This window comes from Desulfopila sp. IMCC35008 (assembly GCF_010646885.2).
Classification (GTDB): domain Bacteria; phylum Desulfobacterota; class Desulfobulbia; order Desulfobulbales; family Desulfocapsaceae; genus Desulfopila.
Window position 1 is genome coordinate 3,565,010 of record NZ_CP050700.1, and the last position, 15,812, is coordinate 3,580,821.

19 protein-coding genes are annotated in these 15,812 nt (G+C 48.1%); 13 read left to right on the plus strand and 6 right to left on the minus strand.

The features are described from left to right. The first annotated feature begins 54 nt into the window (after positions 1 to 54). Positions 55 to 939 (plus strand): DUF2971 domain-containing protein, encoded by an 885-nt coding sequence (locus tag GA520_RS15590; RefSeq protein ID WP_163340485.1) that lies wholly within the window; start codon positions 55 to 57, stop codon positions 937 to 939. 53 nt (positions 940 to 992) lie between these two features. Here GA520_RS15590 and GA520_RS15595 read toward each other — a convergent pair whose 3' ends face one another. Further along, complete coding sequence (locus tag GA520_RS15595; RefSeq protein WP_163340486.1) at positions 993 to 1,289, minus strand: hypothetical protein; 297 nt, start codon at positions 1,287 to 1,289, stop codon at positions 993 to 995. Positions 1,290 to 1,316: 27 nt separating this feature from the next. After that, a complete protein-coding gene (locus GA520_RS15600) occupies positions 1,317 to 1,919 on the minus strand; it encodes an alpha/beta hydrolase (protein WP_163340487.1) in 603 nt (200 codons plus the stop codon). A gap of 132 nt (positions 1,920 to 2,051) precedes the next feature. Here GA520_RS15600 and GA520_RS15605 point away from each other — a divergent pair, with 132 nt between their 5' ends. From GA520_RS15605 to GA520_RS15635, 7 genes are all read left to right on the plus strand, one after another. Then, on the plus strand, positions 2,052 to 2,507 hold the full coding sequence (locus GA520_RS15605) for a DUF1566 domain-containing protein (protein ID WP_163340488.1): 456 nt from the start codon (positions 2,052 to 2,054) through the stop codon (positions 2,505 to 2,507). 293 nt (positions 2,508 to 2,800) lie between these two features. Then, positions 2,801 to 3,472, plus strand: a complete 672-nt coding sequence (locus GA520_RS15610) for a hypothetical protein (protein ID WP_163340489.1) — start codon at positions 2,801 to 2,803, stop codon at positions 3,470 to 3,472. 1,262 nt (positions 3,473 to 4,734) lie between these two features. Beyond that, entirely contained in the window at positions 4,735 to 5,307 is a 573-nt protein-coding gene (locus tag GA520_RS15615; protein WP_205749431.1) for a hypothetical protein, read from the plus strand. Then, a complete protein-coding gene (locus GA520_RS15620; protein WP_163341153.1) occupies positions 5,219 to 5,605 on the plus strand; it encodes a hypothetical protein in 387 nt (128 codons plus the stop codon). Before GA520_RS15615 ends, GA520_RS15620 begins: the two co-directional genes overlap by 89 nt. After that, entirely contained in the window at positions 5,602 to 7,065 is a 1,464-nt protein-coding gene (gene istA / locus GA520_RS15625) for an IS21 family transposase (protein WP_163341155.1), read from the plus strand. The genes GA520_RS15620 and istA overlap by 4 nt, the downstream gene beginning before the upstream one ends. Then, on the plus strand, positions 7,058 to 7,804 hold the full coding sequence (gene istB / locus GA520_RS15630) for an IS21-like element helper ATPase IstB (protein ID WP_163341158.1): 747 nt from the start codon (positions 7,058 to 7,060) through the stop codon (positions 7,802 to 7,804). The genes istA and istB overlap by 8 nt, the downstream gene beginning before the upstream one ends. A gap of 285 nt (positions 7,805 to 8,089) precedes the next feature. Then, complete coding sequence (locus GA520_RS15635; RefSeq protein WP_163338705.1) at positions 8,090 to 8,446, plus strand: hypothetical protein; 357 nt, start codon at positions 8,090 to 8,092, stop codon at positions 8,444 to 8,446. Between the two features lie 125 nt (positions 8,447 to 8,571). On the opposite strand, the gene GA520_RS15640 is transcribed toward GA520_RS15635, so the two are convergent. Both GA520_RS15640 and GA520_RS15645 read right to left on the minus strand, forming a co-directional pair. After that, complete coding sequence (locus tag GA520_RS15640; protein ID WP_163338704.1) at positions 8,572 to 9,204, minus strand: formate dehydrogenase subunit gamma; 633 nt, start codon at positions 9,202 to 9,204, stop codon at positions 8,572 to 8,574. Between the two features lie 5 nt (positions 9,205 to 9,209). After that, complete coding sequence (locus tag GA520_RS15645) at positions 9,210 to 10,187, minus strand: 4Fe-4S dicluster domain-containing protein (protein WP_163338703.1); 978 nt, start codon at positions 10,185 to 10,187, stop codon at positions 9,210 to 9,212. Between the two features lie 181 nt (positions 10,188 to 10,368). On the opposite strand from GA520_RS15645, the gene GA520_RS15650 reads away from it, so the two are divergent. Then, positions 10,369 to 11,712, plus strand: a complete 1,344-nt coding sequence (locus tag GA520_RS15650) for a D-serine ammonia-lyase (RefSeq protein WP_163338702.1) — start codon at positions 10,369 to 10,371, stop codon at positions 11,710 to 11,712. Here GA520_RS15650 and GA520_RS15655 read toward each other — a convergent pair. Then, a complete protein-coding gene (locus tag GA520_RS15655) occupies positions 11,709 to 11,984 on the minus strand; it encodes a hypothetical protein (RefSeq protein WP_163338701.1) in 276 nt (91 codons plus the stop codon). The two genes, GA520_RS15650 and GA520_RS15655, sit on opposite strands and share 4 nt — an antisense overlap. 244 nt (positions 11,985 to 12,228) lie before the next feature. Here GA520_RS15655 and GA520_RS15660 point away from each other — a divergent pair, with 244 nt between their 5' ends. Both GA520_RS15660 and GA520_RS15665 read left to right on the plus strand, forming a co-directional pair. Beyond that, complete coding sequence (locus GA520_RS15660) at positions 12,229 to 12,795, plus strand: flavodoxin family protein (protein ID WP_163338700.1); 567 nt, start codon at positions 12,229 to 12,231, stop codon at positions 12,793 to 12,795. A gap of 39 nt (positions 12,796 to 12,834) precedes the next feature. Next, positions 12,835 to 13,224 (plus strand): hypothetical protein, encoded by a 390-nt coding sequence (locus GA520_RS15665; RefSeq protein ID WP_163338699.1) that lies wholly within the window; start codon positions 12,835 to 12,837, stop codon positions 13,222 to 13,224. 71 nt (positions 13,225 to 13,295) lie between these two features. Here the strand turns inward: GA520_RS15665 and grxC are convergent, their stop codons facing one another. Beyond that, positions 13,296 to 13,553 (minus strand): glutaredoxin 3, encoded by a 258-nt coding sequence (gene grxC, locus GA520_RS15670; RefSeq protein ID WP_163338698.1) that lies wholly within the window; start codon positions 13,551 to 13,553, stop codon positions 13,296 to 13,298. Positions 13,554 to 13,799: 246 nt separating this feature from the next. Between grxC and GA520_RS15675 the strand changes: the two genes are divergently transcribed. After that, complete coding sequence (locus GA520_RS15675) at positions 13,800 to 14,453, plus strand: TetR/AcrR family transcriptional regulator (protein ID WP_163338697.1); 654 nt, start codon at positions 13,800 to 13,802, stop codon at positions 14,451 to 14,453. Continuing rightward, positions 14,450 to 15,805: an efflux RND transporter periplasmic adaptor subunit gene (locus tag GA520_RS15680; protein ID WP_163338696.1), complete on the plus strand. Its 1,356-nt coding sequence runs from the start codon at positions 14,450 to 14,452 to the stop codon at positions 15,803 to 15,805. The genes GA520_RS15675 and GA520_RS15680 overlap by 4 nt, the downstream gene beginning before the upstream one ends. The last annotated feature ends 7 nt before the right edge of the window (positions 15,806 to 15,812 follow it).

Consider the following 15,812-nt stretch of genomic DNA (forward strand, 5'->3'; position numbering starts at 1 on the left):
CTTTTTCTATTCCCTTCCACTACACGACACTGTCGTCTCCATGATTCCGACGCTATGATTCAGGATATAACTTCCAGACTCTATGCAGATATCCCCAAGGAGCGCCTGTATCACTATACAGGTTTCGACGGCCTGCTTGGCATTGTCGACAGCCGGGCATTGTGGGCAAGTGATATCCGCTACATGAATGACTCGGCGGAGCTCAAGCACACCGCCGATCTCATCGGGGCTGAAATAACCCGCCGAATACGCAGCGGTCATTCAAGACCGGACCTGCTCAACCAGTTCCTCGACTGGGTCACCCATCGAATCACAAACGGCCATATGCTCTTTGCCGCCTCTTTTCGCTCAAACGGTAACCTGCTTAGCCAATGGCGGGGATATTCCAGGCACGGCAAAGGGGTGAGTGTCGGCTTTGATCCGGACTACATCAGGGAGTGTGCCGAGCGCCAATCATTCCAGATAGGCAAATGTATTTACGACAGTGAGCAGCAGAAAAGGTTAATAAGCCAGGTCATAGACGCAGTTGAGATTCTGGCAAAAGATCAGGACATCGTAGGGGAGACACATGAGAGTAATAACAACTCTTCCTATCACCCCGCCTTCGAGATGATTGAAAGTGACCTGCTGCGAATTGCTGCAATTCTCAAACACCCATCCTTCACTGAAGAGGAGGAGTGGCGTGTTATCTCCCCGGTCATTACAGACTACCTTACGGCACCGGTTCTATTTCGGGAAGGGGCATCCATGCTGGTTCCATATTTCGAATTCAACCTCTCAGCGCGAAACGGATCCCCCATTGCCTTCGAGCATCTTTTCCTCGGCCCGACACCAAACATCACAATCTCAATGAACTCCCTCACCATGTTCCTTGCCAAAAACGGTATTCAACCAGAACAAGGGATTTCCTACTGCCAGATCCCTTTCAGGGCACGATGAGAAGACTTTACGAGATCACCGTCATCCGCCCAACGGGCGGTGCATACCAGCTATCAAGCCTGGTAGAGAGTATCGGCCACATCCGATATATCACAACCGATACCATGAGTTCGCAAAAGGGAACGGATCCGGATGAGGCTTTCAGGTGAATGAAAATGGATGTCCGTCCCGCCCGGCTGCTTTGAAAGGCGGTACCCATTATCCCGTAACAGGCGCACAGCCAGCTGGTAATCATCAACCACAAACCCCAGCAAGGTGAAATCAGCCATGTAATTATCGGGCAGTATTTTATTATCCAGATAAAGACCCCGACTTCTGCCATCATCAGGAAGAAGTGCTATACTCGACATTTTTTACCAGCCTCATTAATAAACGAATTACAGGATGCTCCCGACAATACGTTCCAGGTCGGGGAATGAGCCGAAATAGAAGTGATCGGCATGATCGACAACTTCAAGACGTCCCTCGGGGTTCCATTTTTTCACCGTGCTTTCAAGCAGGTTGGGTGGTGCAAATTCATCATCCTCACCGGTTACCACCAGATCCAGCAAGGGTAATGTGCATGTATCCGCAAAAGGCATTAAAGCCAGTGGCGGCGATACAAAAACAAGTTTTTCGACACCTTTTGGAAACGAATCGATTTTGGCAACCACCCAAGAGCCAAAGGAATAAGCCGCCAGATGAATGGTTGTCATTCCCAGTTCCTGCAGCACCTGAATTGCGGCAAGAATATCCTTCTGCTCCCCGACACCATCATCGTAGCCTCCCTGGCTGTTCCCGACACCCCTGAAATTAAAACGAAGCGTCGAATACCCTTTTCGCCTGTAGACAATAGACAAAGATTCAACTACCGGGTTAACCATATCGCCGCCATAAAGCGGATGCGGGTGTACGATAACAACACCACGCTGGCCAGATGTTTTATCCAGCAGCCCTTCAAGCTCTAAGCCGTCCCCGGTCTGAAACATCACTTTTTCCATCCGCTTCTTTTCTCCTGGCCACATTTATTCAGTGCTGAAGTGCATCAAGGAGTTGACAAAAAACCAACACTGAACAGAATAGTAAGAAAGATAAAAACTATTTTTCAAAACACCCTCAACAGGTATTTCAAAATGACTTTACCATACTCTCGACGACAATTGGTACTGCTACCTCTCCTCATCTTCTGCTTTCTGCTGTTGGTACCGTTAACAGCTGCCTTGGCTGAAGCCCGTTTTAAGATGCAATCCGATTCCGTTTTCCTGGACACCAAGACCGGAGCCATGTGGCAACTCGAACGATCACGAAAAATACGATCAGTTGAGCAGGCCTATGCCTTTCTCAATTCCCTCAACGAAGGACAATACGACGATTGGCGAATGCCGACAGACAAAGAGCTGGCAGAGCTATTTCTTCTTTTTGATCTGCGACAAAACGGAGATGTTGAAATAAAACTGGACGGCAGCTACTGGCACCATCAGGAAAATGGTGATATTTCTGCAGGTTCGTGGGAGCTGGGTGATGAATGCGGCCCCTCACGAGTCTTTTTCCCAGCAAAGTATGGCTACTTACGCGCAATAAGACCATAACATGAAAACATCCACAATATCAGTCTACAGGCTCTCTAGAACACATATCACAAAGAACCATGCCCCCCCTGCGACAACATAATCAACTACGATTATAGATGTTTCTTCAGCACATTTCATACTACCGGACGCTTCATGCATAAGTATACCTCACCAATTGTGCCTGTTGTACCCTTCACCTGGCACTTGAAACAGATAATGAGGTCCCCAGGCGGCCCTATCAACATCTACCTTAACGGCGAGTTTCAGTAAGCCCACTTAGAATTCGTGTTATTATCAACAACCATCCCTCTATGCCTTACAGACCAAACCTTAAAGAGATAGAATCCTCATATATCTGCGTGTTAGAGAATTGGGAAAGTATTGATAACCTCCTTGACGAACATAAGGTGGGAAGAAAAGATACTCCATTTAACAGACCTTTGATGGACAATCTGCTTAACACCTGGGACTATATCGACTTTTTCATCAAAAAAAATGATTACGGATTACTTTCCAAATATGGTGGACCAGATATGCTTGAAATCAACAACCGTGTCCACTATGGCGAAGATTATATTCTCAGGGATGAGTACAAGAAGGCAATAAAAGCAACTGCTGAGAAGTTTTCGAAACAGATCCCAATAATCAGGAAGTATTATAAAAAACACCTGAAAGGTGAGCGGTCGGTCAATAAAGTCGCTTCCGAGGTCTTTATTTCAATAGTGGGGCAACCTCAATTATTTATCGAGGGGAACCATCGAAGTGGCTCTATTATTTCAAGCTGGATAAACATGGCTCACGATAACCCACCATTTGTTTTAACCGTTGAAAATGCATTGACCTTCTTTGAACCTGCACAGGTGATAAAAAAATTCAATAAGAAGTCAAAATGGCGTAGCATCACGAAGCTTCCAAAATACAAAGCCAACTTCAGGGAATTCTGGGAAAGTCATTGTGATTTGCGTTTCGTCCTTAAGAATTAATTAATTTTGCGCCAAGAGCGATATTGAACAATATATTTACCTTTCCTTAGCAGCGCATACTGAGTTGGTCCATTTCGGAAAAACGACGTGGCCCCCCCTCTCATCTACTCACTTCTCCAGAAGCGTGTCGGAGATTTACCATTGTGGCTCAGATCGAGACATTTTAGCATACTTGACGCAGGCATGTGTGATATTCCAAGATCTTTTTTATACAATAACGAAGAACTGGGGAGAAAGGGCATTGTCGGACAGTCTCCCAGGACAAGTCGGATATACGCTGGTACTGTCAATGGAGGAAATACCTGTACCGCGTTTGAGAGAAATTATTTCGGAGTTATAAATCCGCACTGAATCACAAGTCTCAGCTTTAAATATTCATATTACCATACGCATAATTATTAACTGCTGATGTTCACTTTAGTAATATTACCCCTGCAAATATCTCAACATATTGAAATACATACGGATTTATTTACAATAACCCCTGACAGGCACTCCATCACACATTGATTGTCACTCTCCTATTTCCTCCCCATCCATGCTCCTCTCCTCATTTCCTCATTCCTGGAAACCGGAATATATCTGTCCTTTTTTCAGGAATCACAGGGTGTGGCAGATCTTCTTGATGACAAGCTCATTTATAACAAGCAGAATTTATTTAAGATCTTACAATCCTCACTCCTGGCATGACAATTGCTTAGAAAGAAACACGGTGCAGAGCACTACAGAGTAGTGTTATGAGAGTTTTTCGTAATAGGAAACAAGGAGTACCGCACCGGTGGGAACTTAGCCGTATCAGCTGTACAGTTGTATCAGCAGTTCAGATGTACCGGCAGTACTTATCCGGTTTGCCAAATCTCCCTTCGAACACAGGTGGGGTGCAGAGACGGGTTAGATTTGGCAAACCGGATATTCCTCCCGCGGCCGACATTATCGGGACCCGCATCAGAGTACAAACAAACATGAAAAGAGGCCGGAAGCGTTTAGTTGAGCCAGGCGCTGCCCAACATCCAGAAAAACGGAAGGAATACTTTGGATCTATGTGTGATAAAAAACAAACAGAAAAGAACAGGTTCGAAGAATGTCAGCGGCGTTCTGGAACTACCCCTAACCGGGCGGCTTGAAAATACGTAATCCGTCTTCTTCGTTTTACTTCTCACCAAGTGTGTAACACTCTCTTCTTCCTGCTTCTTTTTCTTCCTTTTTTCTTACCTGTTACAGTTCAAAATCAGTAAACATATCCCTCAGGAGGACACAGGGATATGGCACGGTCACGACGACGGAAATGTAAGCATTGCCGGGAGTTATTCATCCCGGATCATCGTAACAGAAATAAGCAGCGCTACTGCTCCAAACCGGAATGCAGGGTGGCAAGCAAAGCTGCCGCCCAGGAGAAGTGGCTGCAAAAAGAGGAAAACAAAAACTACTTTCGGGGACCGGATAATGTCCGTCGTGTACAGGCATGGAGAGAGCACAATCCAGGGTACCGGCAAAAGCAGCGATTAAGACGAAATGCGTTACAAGATCACTCGTCTGGAAATAACAAAAGAAAACAAGAGGATAAGCCAAAGTTAACGAAAGAGCCGTTACAAGATCTCTTGACGAGCTATCCCATCGTACTTGTGGGCCTATTGGCACATTTTAGCGGTTCACTGTTACAAGATGACATTGTCCATACCGGCCTTCGTCTGCAACAATTGGGGCGGGATATTCTTACCGAACCATCAATAGATAAAGGAGGTCGTCATGACAGTAGAAAAACAACCCATACTTCCGCACATGATCCGCAGGGTGCCGGAACAGTTCAGCTGGCTGGATCACCGCCTGGTCCGTGAGAAGTACATCGATCAGCTCAGCCACCAGGCATCGGCGCTGTACTTGTTCCTGGTTACGGTCTCAGACAATCAGGGACTGAGTTATTACAGTGAGAAAACCCTGAGCAAGCGGCTCAACATGGACACTCTCAGCCTGGCGGAAGCCAGGAGTATTCTGGTGCAGCACCGCCTGGTCGCGTACCGGAAGCCGTTATACCAAGTGCTGGCCCTGGAACAGCCCAGAGAACTGGCGCAGACGGATTCCGAGGCAACTTCACTCGGACAGATCCTGCAGCAACTGGCGGGAGGGGTACGATGATAACGTACGAGCAGTACTGCCGGATAAAATCCTACAGGGAAGAAGGGTTGAAAGCGGGTCAGATCGCAGAAAAGCTTGCGCTTAACCCCCGTACCGTCTCCAAGTGGATGGAACGAAATGGCTACCAGCCAAGGTTACCGGGCCATCGGACAAGTAAACTCGACCCCTATAAATGCGACATCCTGTCCATGCTGGAGCGACACCCTTTTACCGCCGCCCAGGTTTTCCAAAAGATCAAGGATCAAGGTTTTGACGGAGGCTATACCATCGTCAAAGAGTATGTCCGGAAAGTCCGGCCGAAACGGCATAAGCCTTATCTGAAGCTGAGCTTTGGCCCAGGTGAGTGTGCACAGGTGGACTGGGGCTCTTATGGCTCCATTCGCGTTGGAAGCACCCGGAGGCGGTTAAGCTTTTTTGTCATGGTGCTCTGTCACAGCCGCATGATGTATGCGGAGTTTACCGTCTCCCAGACCATGGAGCACTTTCTCGGTTGCCATCAGCGTGCCCTGCAGTACTTCGGCGGCGTACCCGACAAAATCATGGTCGATAACCTCAAGTCGGCGGTGCTGAGAAGGGTCACCGGACAAGCCCCGGTATTCAACCCAAAGTATCTGGATTTTGCAAACTACTACGGCTTCACCATTGTTCCCTGTGGTGTCGGTAAAGGTAACGAGAAAGGCATCGTAGAGAATGCTGTCGGTTACATCAAGAAGAACTTCCTGGCGGGACTCGATCCCGGTGACTTCAAGACCGTAAATCCGGCCGCTGCCCACTGGCTCGCCAACATTGCCAACGTCAGAAACCATGGGGAAACACGGAAAAGACCGAAGGATATGTTCGCAGAGGAGCAGCTGTCCGGGTTGCCGTCCGAACCCTACGATATCGGTACGGTCTCCCAGATACGAGCAACCAGCCAGTTCCGCATAACCCTCGACACCAACCGTTATTCCGTCCCGGCGGAATATGCCGGAATCCGGCTGACGATGAAGACCTACCCGGACCGACTCTGCATCTATCATGACAACAAACTTATCGCCAGGCACACCAGAAGTTACGACAGGCATCAGGACATAGAGGATCCTGATCACCCGAAAGCACTGCTGCAACAGCGCCGTAAGGCTAAGGATCAGAAGGTCCTTATGCGCTTTCTGGCCCTGTCTTCACTCTCGGAACAGTACCACCAGGGGCTTGTCGAGAAAAACCTCAACACAATGCATCATATCAGGAAAATCGTCGGGTTATCGGAAATCTACTCGAAAGAGCGGGTGGCACGAGCCATGGCGGATGCCTTGGAGTTCCGGGCTTTCTCCTGTGACTATATCGCCAATCTCCTTGAGCAGAGAAAATACTTCACAGAACCACAGGGTGCCCTGCACCTGACCAGATCTTCCGACCTCCTGGATCTTGAACTCAAAGAGCCAAATATGGACGTGTACGCAAAGGGGAAAAAGGATGAATAGCAAACCGCAACACCTCACAGAGCAACTCGACTATCTCAAGCTGAGATTTATGGAAAACAATCACGAAGAACTTGCAGCGACGGCGGCCGGAAACGGTTGGAGCCACCAGGAATACTTTGAGCAACTTATCCGCGGGGAGACAGATCTGCGCTGGGACAATGCCATTCAGCGCCGGATCAGAATGGCTCGCTTCCCCGTCATTAAAACCCTCGATCAGTTCGAGTGGAACTGGCCGGAGCAAATCAACGAAATGCAAGTGAAGCACCTCTTCCGGCACAACTTTATTGCCGATAAAGCCAATGCCATCCTCCTTGGCGGCGTCGGCCTGGGTAAAACCCATCTTGCAACCGCTATCGGCTATGAAGCTTGCCTGCGTGGTTACTCCGTACTGTTTACTACGGCGGTTGATGTGATCAACACTTTGTCCGCTGCTCAAACAGGCGGACAACTGAAAACATGTCTAAAAAAATATCTCAAACCTTCCTTGCTGATACTCGACGAACTTGGGTACCTGCCAATAGATAAACGAGGAGCCGATCTGCTCTTCCAGGTGATCAGTAAACGGTATGAGAATGGAGCGATACTCATTACATCAAATCGGGCTTACAAGGACTGGCCGGCTATCTTCAATGATGATGCGACACTGACATCGGCAATGCTGGACAGACTCCTGCATCATGCGGATACGGTTGTTATTGAGGGGAAAAGTTACAGAATGAAGGCGCAGGTAGAAATGTAAAAAGGAAAGAACCAACCGTCGCCGGTGGTCGACTTACGGCGGCGGTTAAGTCGTGTTTAACGGCTGCACTTTCAAACCGCCGTTTCTTGGTACTTCGACGCCGCCGCTAACAAAGAACAGCTGACAATTCTTGAAACGGTTATCCAGGATCTCCGCGACGTTAAAAACCTGCCGGATATTCTGAGAAGGCTTAACTCCTTACAAAGAGAAGTCTTTAAGGAAATAGGCCAAAAGAGAGCTGTATCATAAGTATAGACAATGAAAAGATAGTCAAGACAGCCAACGATGGAAAAACTCCGCACAATAACGGTACAAAACGCGATTACCGTCATCACGTTTCACAAGAAACCTATATTGGACGAGTTTTGCAGAACCGTGGATTCGGTTGTGCAGGCTGGACAGCCTCCAGCAAGGTTATGGGATTTAAGCTGTGGACTGGAGCTGACACCAAGCGAGCTGATTTCATTAGCCTCATATGCACGGTGCAGGTTTCACCAATCATCCAGAGCAGCTATCGTTGCCCCCGACGACCTGACATTCGGATTATTCAGACTGCTGGACGTCTATAGGGACGACGGTGCCGTCCAGCAAGTGATATTCCGTTCAAAACCAGAGGCCGTCGCTTGGCTCAGCAAACTGTAAAGAGTTTCTCAACTCACCTGCCACGTTTGCCCAACAATTAGCAAGTATATTACTTCCCCCTCCTGACTAGCCAGGATTGCAGCAAGACCGTAGTGGTGTGTTCTTTTATGCCACGAAGCTACAGGCTACTCCACCTTCCACTCTGAATGATGTTTCTTTACATATTCCCTGTCAATTCTCCCAGTAAACATGGAGGGGATAAGTGGCCTGTAAAGAAGTAAGGCGGCAACGTGGGCCAGAAACAGCACCATAAAGAGCATACCTGCAATGGTGTGGGTGAAGGCCACAAACTGTAAAAACATCGGATCGACTATAATGGCACCCAGGTTTTTATAGGACTTGACCAGACCCGTAGCCACCAGGATCAAACCGGTCGAACCAAAAACAGCATAAATAACCCGCTGTTTAGCCTGGAATTTCCCGTGACTCGGTTCCTCGGCCAGCCCAACCATTGACAGCAGCCCCTTGATCGATTCACCAATATCACCTTTTTGGGGTACTATACCAAACTCCTTCCTCTTCCAATGATACATCAGATGAAAGGCGATTCCGGCTGTAAAGAACAGCGCACCGATATAGTGCAACAACAACGTGATCTCAAAATTATCGGACCAGCCCAGCCCTGGAATTTTGACGACGTTATACCGTTTATACATGGGCATCTGTCCAAAACCGGAAAAGAGCAGAAGGATACCGCTTAGGGCTATCAGCCAGTGCGTTACACGTACCGTAAGTGAATGTCGAAGTACTGTCTTCATTTCGGTTATTCCTCCCCTTCCTTCTTTTTACCGGCGAGACCAAGGGCCGCACCGATGCCGAACAGTGGCGCAAGAAGAGTCAGCAATGCCCAGTTTTTCTGCTTTTCAAGCATATTTTCAGGCTTATTAAAGCGTACAGTTTTATATCCTTTTGCTGCTGCTCTTTCCTTTTCCTGCGCAACAAGAGCCCGGTCGATCTCCTCGAAAGGTACCGGCGAAACATAGATGGTCGAGGTGCCACCATTTTCGGTCATACCGTAGAGATCCCCGCTGTATGTATCGCGAAGCTCCTCTGCCTTGGTCATGATAATATCACGCCTGCCGATCTGCATCGCTTTTTGCGGGCACACCTCGATACAATGGGGCTCTTTTCCAGCGGCCAGGCGATCCCGGCAGAGATCGCATTTGAACATCACACCGCCTCCCACAGGCAGATATTTCTGCCAGAGAGTGTAAAGTCCGACCCCGGCCTGCCGTTGCGGAACACTCCAGGGACAGACAGTCCTGCATTTGGCTCCGCCAAAGCATAAGTCATGATCTATATAAACAGGGCCTTCCGCTGTTTTATGTTTGACCCCAAACGGGCAAAGTTTGGCGCAGGGTGGGTTATCGCAATGCATACAGCGACGCGGTACCGAGATAGTCCTATCCGCCACCTCGACCTGTTGCAGGAATATCCAGTTATAGGGAGTAAAGCGATCTTTCAAATTCTTTTTTGAAGACCAGTCCTCATGTTTTTTCTGCGGCCAGTAGTCCCTCAATTGTTCCTTTGCTGGTTGCGGGAAGACATCCTTTCGCCCTTCACGGCATGCATCAACACAGAGGGGGGCGGATTTTCCGACACAACCATCACACTTGGTCAAGTCAATCAGGGTTGCATACGAATCAGGCCCGACAGCAGCCTGGACACGGCCAGACGGCAAACACAACAGGGCCGTTGTAACCCCGCTTCCAGCTATAAATGTTCTGCGCGTAAGCTTCATAAGATCCTCAATTAAAGATTTTAATTACATACTACAATACCAAACCTTTCAGACGAAATGAACTGATTTTTTGTCCCTTGTATAATATTGTATCAAGAGCGGAGAACATAGATTCAACCATCGGCAGGAACCGATCTCACGGCATGTTCTGACCATACAAAACATACAGGGAACGTTGAAGATGAAAACATTTAAAGACAAACCCTTTGATCAGTGGCTGACTGAATTCCCGGCCCTGCAGGATGTAAAAAACCTGCAACCATCATTCTGGTTCAACCCTCATGTCAAGACTTTCGACATGATCCGGAACAGTCTCGACTGCAGTTATGCTGACGTAAAAGATGCAGCAGATAGACTGGAGAGGTTCAAGCCATATATCGCCAGCCAATTTCCCGAAACGCAGGAGAATGGAGGAGAAATTGAGTCCCCCATGCAGGCCATACCTGAAATGCAGAAGACGATTGCGGATCAATACAATGTATCGGTACCCGGATCTCTGCTGGTCAAGCTGGACAGTCACCTTCCCATATCCGGTTCTATCAAGGCCAGAGGGGGTATTTATGAGATCCTCAAATATGCCGAGACAATCGCCATCCGGAATGGTCTTTTGAAAACGACTGACAATTATTCTGTACTTGCTGAGGAAAAGTTTCGGAAAGTTTTCAGCACCTATTCAATCGGTGTCGGTTCCACCGGTAATCTCGGTCTGAGTATAGGCATAGTTAGTGCCCGCCTTGGATTTCGTGTCGCGGTTCACATGTCGTCGGATGCTAAAGAGTGGAAAAAAAAGATGCTACGCTCTAAAGGCGTCACCGTTGTGGAATATGATGCTGATTACAGTGTTGCGGTAGCAGAGGGTCGAAGACAGGCAGCAACTGACCCACGCTGCCATTTCGTGGACGATGAAGACTCACGGGACCTCTTCCTTGGCTATGCAGTCGCTGCAGAACGGCTCAAAGAGCAATTTCAGCAACAAGGGGTCATGGTGGACGCTGAGCATCCACTCTTTGTCTACCTTCCCTGCGGGGTAGGCGGCGGACCTGGCGGTGTGACCTTCGGCCTCAAGCTCGCCTTTGGCGACCATGTTCGCTGTTTTTTTGTTGAACCGACCCAATCACCCGCCCTGCTTACAGGACTTGTTACAGGGCTTCATGACCGGGTCTCCGCTTGTGAGTTTGGTGTGGAAAACAAAACCATCGCTGATGGCCTGGCTGTCTGCAGACCTTCCGGTTTGGTCTGCAGAATGGTACAGAACATTCTATCGGGTATTTTCACCACCTCCGATAAGGAAATGTACAATCTACTGGTCTTATTGGCACAGTCCGAGGGACTCAGGCTTGAACCTTCCGCTGTTGCTGGATTTTCAGGATATGCACGTCTCAACAAATACCTTGAACAGAATACTATCCCCGGGAGGACACAAGCTGATAGCACTCATCTGGTATGGGCGACAGGAGGGAGCATGGTCCCGGAAAATGTGTGGCAGGAATATTACGACAAAGGAATACAGCTATCTGGCGGTTAAGCAAGATTTGTCCCATCATCCTCAAGCAGTCGAACAATTATTTGTTCAACACTCCTGATATCTGACACAAGTTTTGAAAACACCTCACTTGAAACACAGTCTTCAGCCAGAACATCGGCCGAAAGCTCATACTCTGGCGATCCCGTGCAGATAACAAACACCATTTGGGAATACCGGGCAATCGCCTCACGATCATCAAGGCGGAAAAGTTCTGTCTGATCGGCGAAAGCAAGATAAAAATCGGTTTTCCCTGCCAAGATAGCGGCACTCATAATCCTTCCTGAAGACCCGTACGGGAATGGTATCCAGTACCAGGCGCAACATTCGGTGGGATTTATCCTGAGCTTGCTGTGCCCTCACCCGAAATCTTCAGTAGAAATACGAGCAATCAGGCCTTGTCACAGTGCAATATTGTATAAGAACAAACAAAACATTGACGGACTGTTTCCCTATCCGCTACTCTTCATGAATATTCTATCTGTACTCCCGATATTTCTTCAATTTAACAGGACTACAATGAAAGTACTCACATTTCAGGGCGGCGCCCGCAAAAATGGCAACACCGCAACAATTCTGGGCTGGATCGAAAAGGAGCTGACAGGTGCAGGACATGATGTCCAGTCCGTGACCCTGCAGGACAAAAACATCAAAGGCTGCCTGGCCTGCATGAAATGCAAGGACAAGCCGGAGGCTGTCGGTTGCATCCAGCAGGACGATGCGGGTGAACTACTGGAGTCCATGGTTAACGCAGATCTGGTACTCTTTACATCTCCCCTCTATTTCTGGGGACTGGCGGGACCGTTAAAATCTTTTATCGACAGGACCTACAGCCTCTACGTGGACTATCACAAACCTGGTCATGCCTCGCTGGTTGAAGGACAACGACAGGCACTGCTGGTAACAGGGGCAGGTCCTTACGACAATAATGCAGAACCTGTATTTACCGCCTTCAGTCGTCTGCAAAAACCACATATGGCGATTCACGCCGGTGATCTTTTTATAGGCAGTTGTACCACACCCGATCAACTTGGAGATGACATAAAGAAACAGGCCATCGAATTTGCCAGGAAGATTGTCGGGTAATACTATTTCCACTCGTAAAGCAAAGGAAGAGCAACCATCATGACAGACACAAACCCTTACGAAGCACCGGCAGCACCCCTTGGAGATCCTGCTCACGATGCAGAGGAGACCGAAAAGGTCAAAAAAGGACAGAAACTGGTAATTTACGCGATCCTCATCAACATATCCGCCTATCTCGTACAGGCGGCAATAGGCCAGGTTGCCGTGCTAGTCAACATCGTGTCAATAATCGTGGCACTTGTAGGCTTGTACTATCTAGCTAAAGGGCTGGGCATGAGTATCCTGACGAAGATATTTGTGCTGATCCTCCTGTTTATTCCCCTGCTCAATATCCTTACGATGCTCGTACTGAATTCAAAGGCGACGGCAAAACTGAGAGCCGCCGGATATAAGGTGGGATTGCTCGGAGCCTCAAAAAAGGCGTCCTGATACCATTCGCAAAAGTTCCTCATAAACAGAGCGCTCCATCATCCTGCCGAGATGTTTATGAGGAATTCAGGTTACAACCCAATCATCGGGTCAAGTTCTCCTTTGCGATCCAACTCGTAAAGATCATCGCAGCCACCGACATGATTTTCATCGATGAAGATCTGCGGTACCGTTCGTACCCCGTTGGCCTTCTTCACCAGGGCGACACGGGCTTCGTCATCATCGGTCACATTTATCTCTTTGTACTCTACGCCCTTACGGTCGAGAAGTGCCTTAGCCTTCACACAGTAAGGACAACGATCGCTGGAATATACTTCGATAGTTGCCATTCGTATCTACCTTCGCTGGATGTGATGGGCTCGCCTTGCAGGAAAACCCGGAAAAATTACAGAGAAAAGAATAAGTAATGTAAAGAAAAAATAAAGAATGATTCAGGAAGAAACGGAATTATCGACACTCATCCCGAGTAATTTCATGATGATAAAGGTAAATCTGTTTTGCATTGACACACCCTTTAAACAGGGATAAAGTTGCGGAGTGAATGCTCACTCCGAACCCTGAGAAGAAGATCATGTATGAACACACCAGAACAGGAATGCCCCCCAAAAAAACTTAACATCCTTAAAGCCACCATAACCCTTATTGCCGAAAAGGGGTATGACGGGACGACAACGGCCCGGATCGCAAAAAGAGCTGGCGTCGGTGAAGGTACCATATACAGGTATTTCAGGAATAAGTCTGAAATTATCGACCATGCTGCGGAGTACGTATCTACAGTCACCTTTCGCCCAATTCGTGAGAATTATGATCCTAATAGTGAAGTGCACAGCCAATACATACGATTCTGTTGTGATTTTCTCTCAACAGGCGCAACCAACCTCGTTCACTACCGATTCATAGAACAGTATATCAACTCACCTGCCGGCATTGAATATCGGCTAAATATATTAGATGAACTGAAAATAAACCCAGGTATAAAACCACACCTCTATCCTCTTAACAGGATACTTAATCAGGCCATTGAACAAAATCTGCTCAAGGACTTGCCATTCGAGGTATTGGTAGGTCTTACCATGGGAACACTATCATTTATGCTCAAACATTCCGGACAGGGATTTTTTAAATTGAACAAACCACTTATTGCAGAAATTGCAGATTCCTGCTGGAATGCCATCTCCGGCTCAGAAAGACAGAAGTCAAACATCGAACAACGGATCAAGCCAGAATGAAAATTTCAAAAAAAATCCTCTTTTTCCTGCCGGTAGCTGCAGGACTCGTACTCCTGTTTCTGATGGTCAGCAACAAAAAAGCACCGGTTCGGCAAGAGCTGACAGAAAAAAAGAGGAGTGTCAGCGTGGTCGAAGTAAAGGCCAGGACCGTCATCCCCCGTGTAACAGGTTACGGCTATGTTAAGCCGACAGAAACCTGGCAGGCGATACCTGAAGTCAGCGGCAGAATCATTCAGATACATCCGGAACTAAAAAGAGGAGCTTTCATCTCTAAGGGTGACCTGCTGGTAAGGATAGACCCTCAAACCTATGGACTGGCGGAGAGCCGTGGTGCCGCCAGCGTGATGAGTGTAGAGGCCCGCCTGATTGAGCTTGAACAACAGCGCATAAATAATGAAAAACTGCTGGAAATCGAGCAACAGGCCTTAAGACTCTTCCGGCAGGAAATGGAACGAAAGCGAAACCTCTACGACAAGGGATATATTTCAGCCTCAGATCTGGAGCTCGAAGAAAAGAACATGCTGGCCCAGGAGGCCAGCGTTAACAGTCTGCTCAATACTCTTAAACTCATTCCGGCCCAGGAAAAAGCATTACTGGCAGAGAAGGAGTCAGGGGTGTCAAATCTGAGTGAGCGACGTCTTGATATCGAAAAAACCATCATCCGGGCACCCTTTGACTGTCGGATTGCGGAAGTGAATATAGAGCTGGACCAGTTCGCACCGGCAGGTACCCAACTGATTGAAGCAATATCCATCTCGGCAGTCGAAATACCGGTTCAACTTTCTCCCAGTGCTTTTGCAGGTTTGCTTTCCACCTCACCCCAGGAACTTTTACCTGTTTTTCAACAGTCACCGAGTATGGACAAAATAAGAGAAGTTATTGGTATTTCGGCAAAGGTCAGCATCCCCCTCTTTAACAAGACTGTTGAGTGGGATGGTACATTTATGCGAACAGCAGAATCAATCGATATGTCAACCGGCACCATTGCAGTCTACGTGTCAGTTCAAAACCCCTATGACCAGGTGAAACCTGGTGAACGGCCGCCCCTGGTTCCAAATATGTATACCCAGGTCGAGCTGAAGGGTCGGGCGCGTACCAATCGTTTTATTGTGCCCGTCCAGGCCATCCATAACGGAACTGTCTATACCGTCGATGCAGATAGCAGGCTCAAAAGCCTGCCTGTTGAAGTCGAGATGGTGATGGGCAACCTCGCCATTATCAAGGAGGGCTTTATGGGCAATGCAACCGTTATAACTACAGACCTGATCCCGGCAGTCGAGGGAATGCTCCTTGCCCCGCAGATCGACGAGGAACTCACTGCAGAAATAGACGCACTCGATGACGAGATATAAGGGTGGA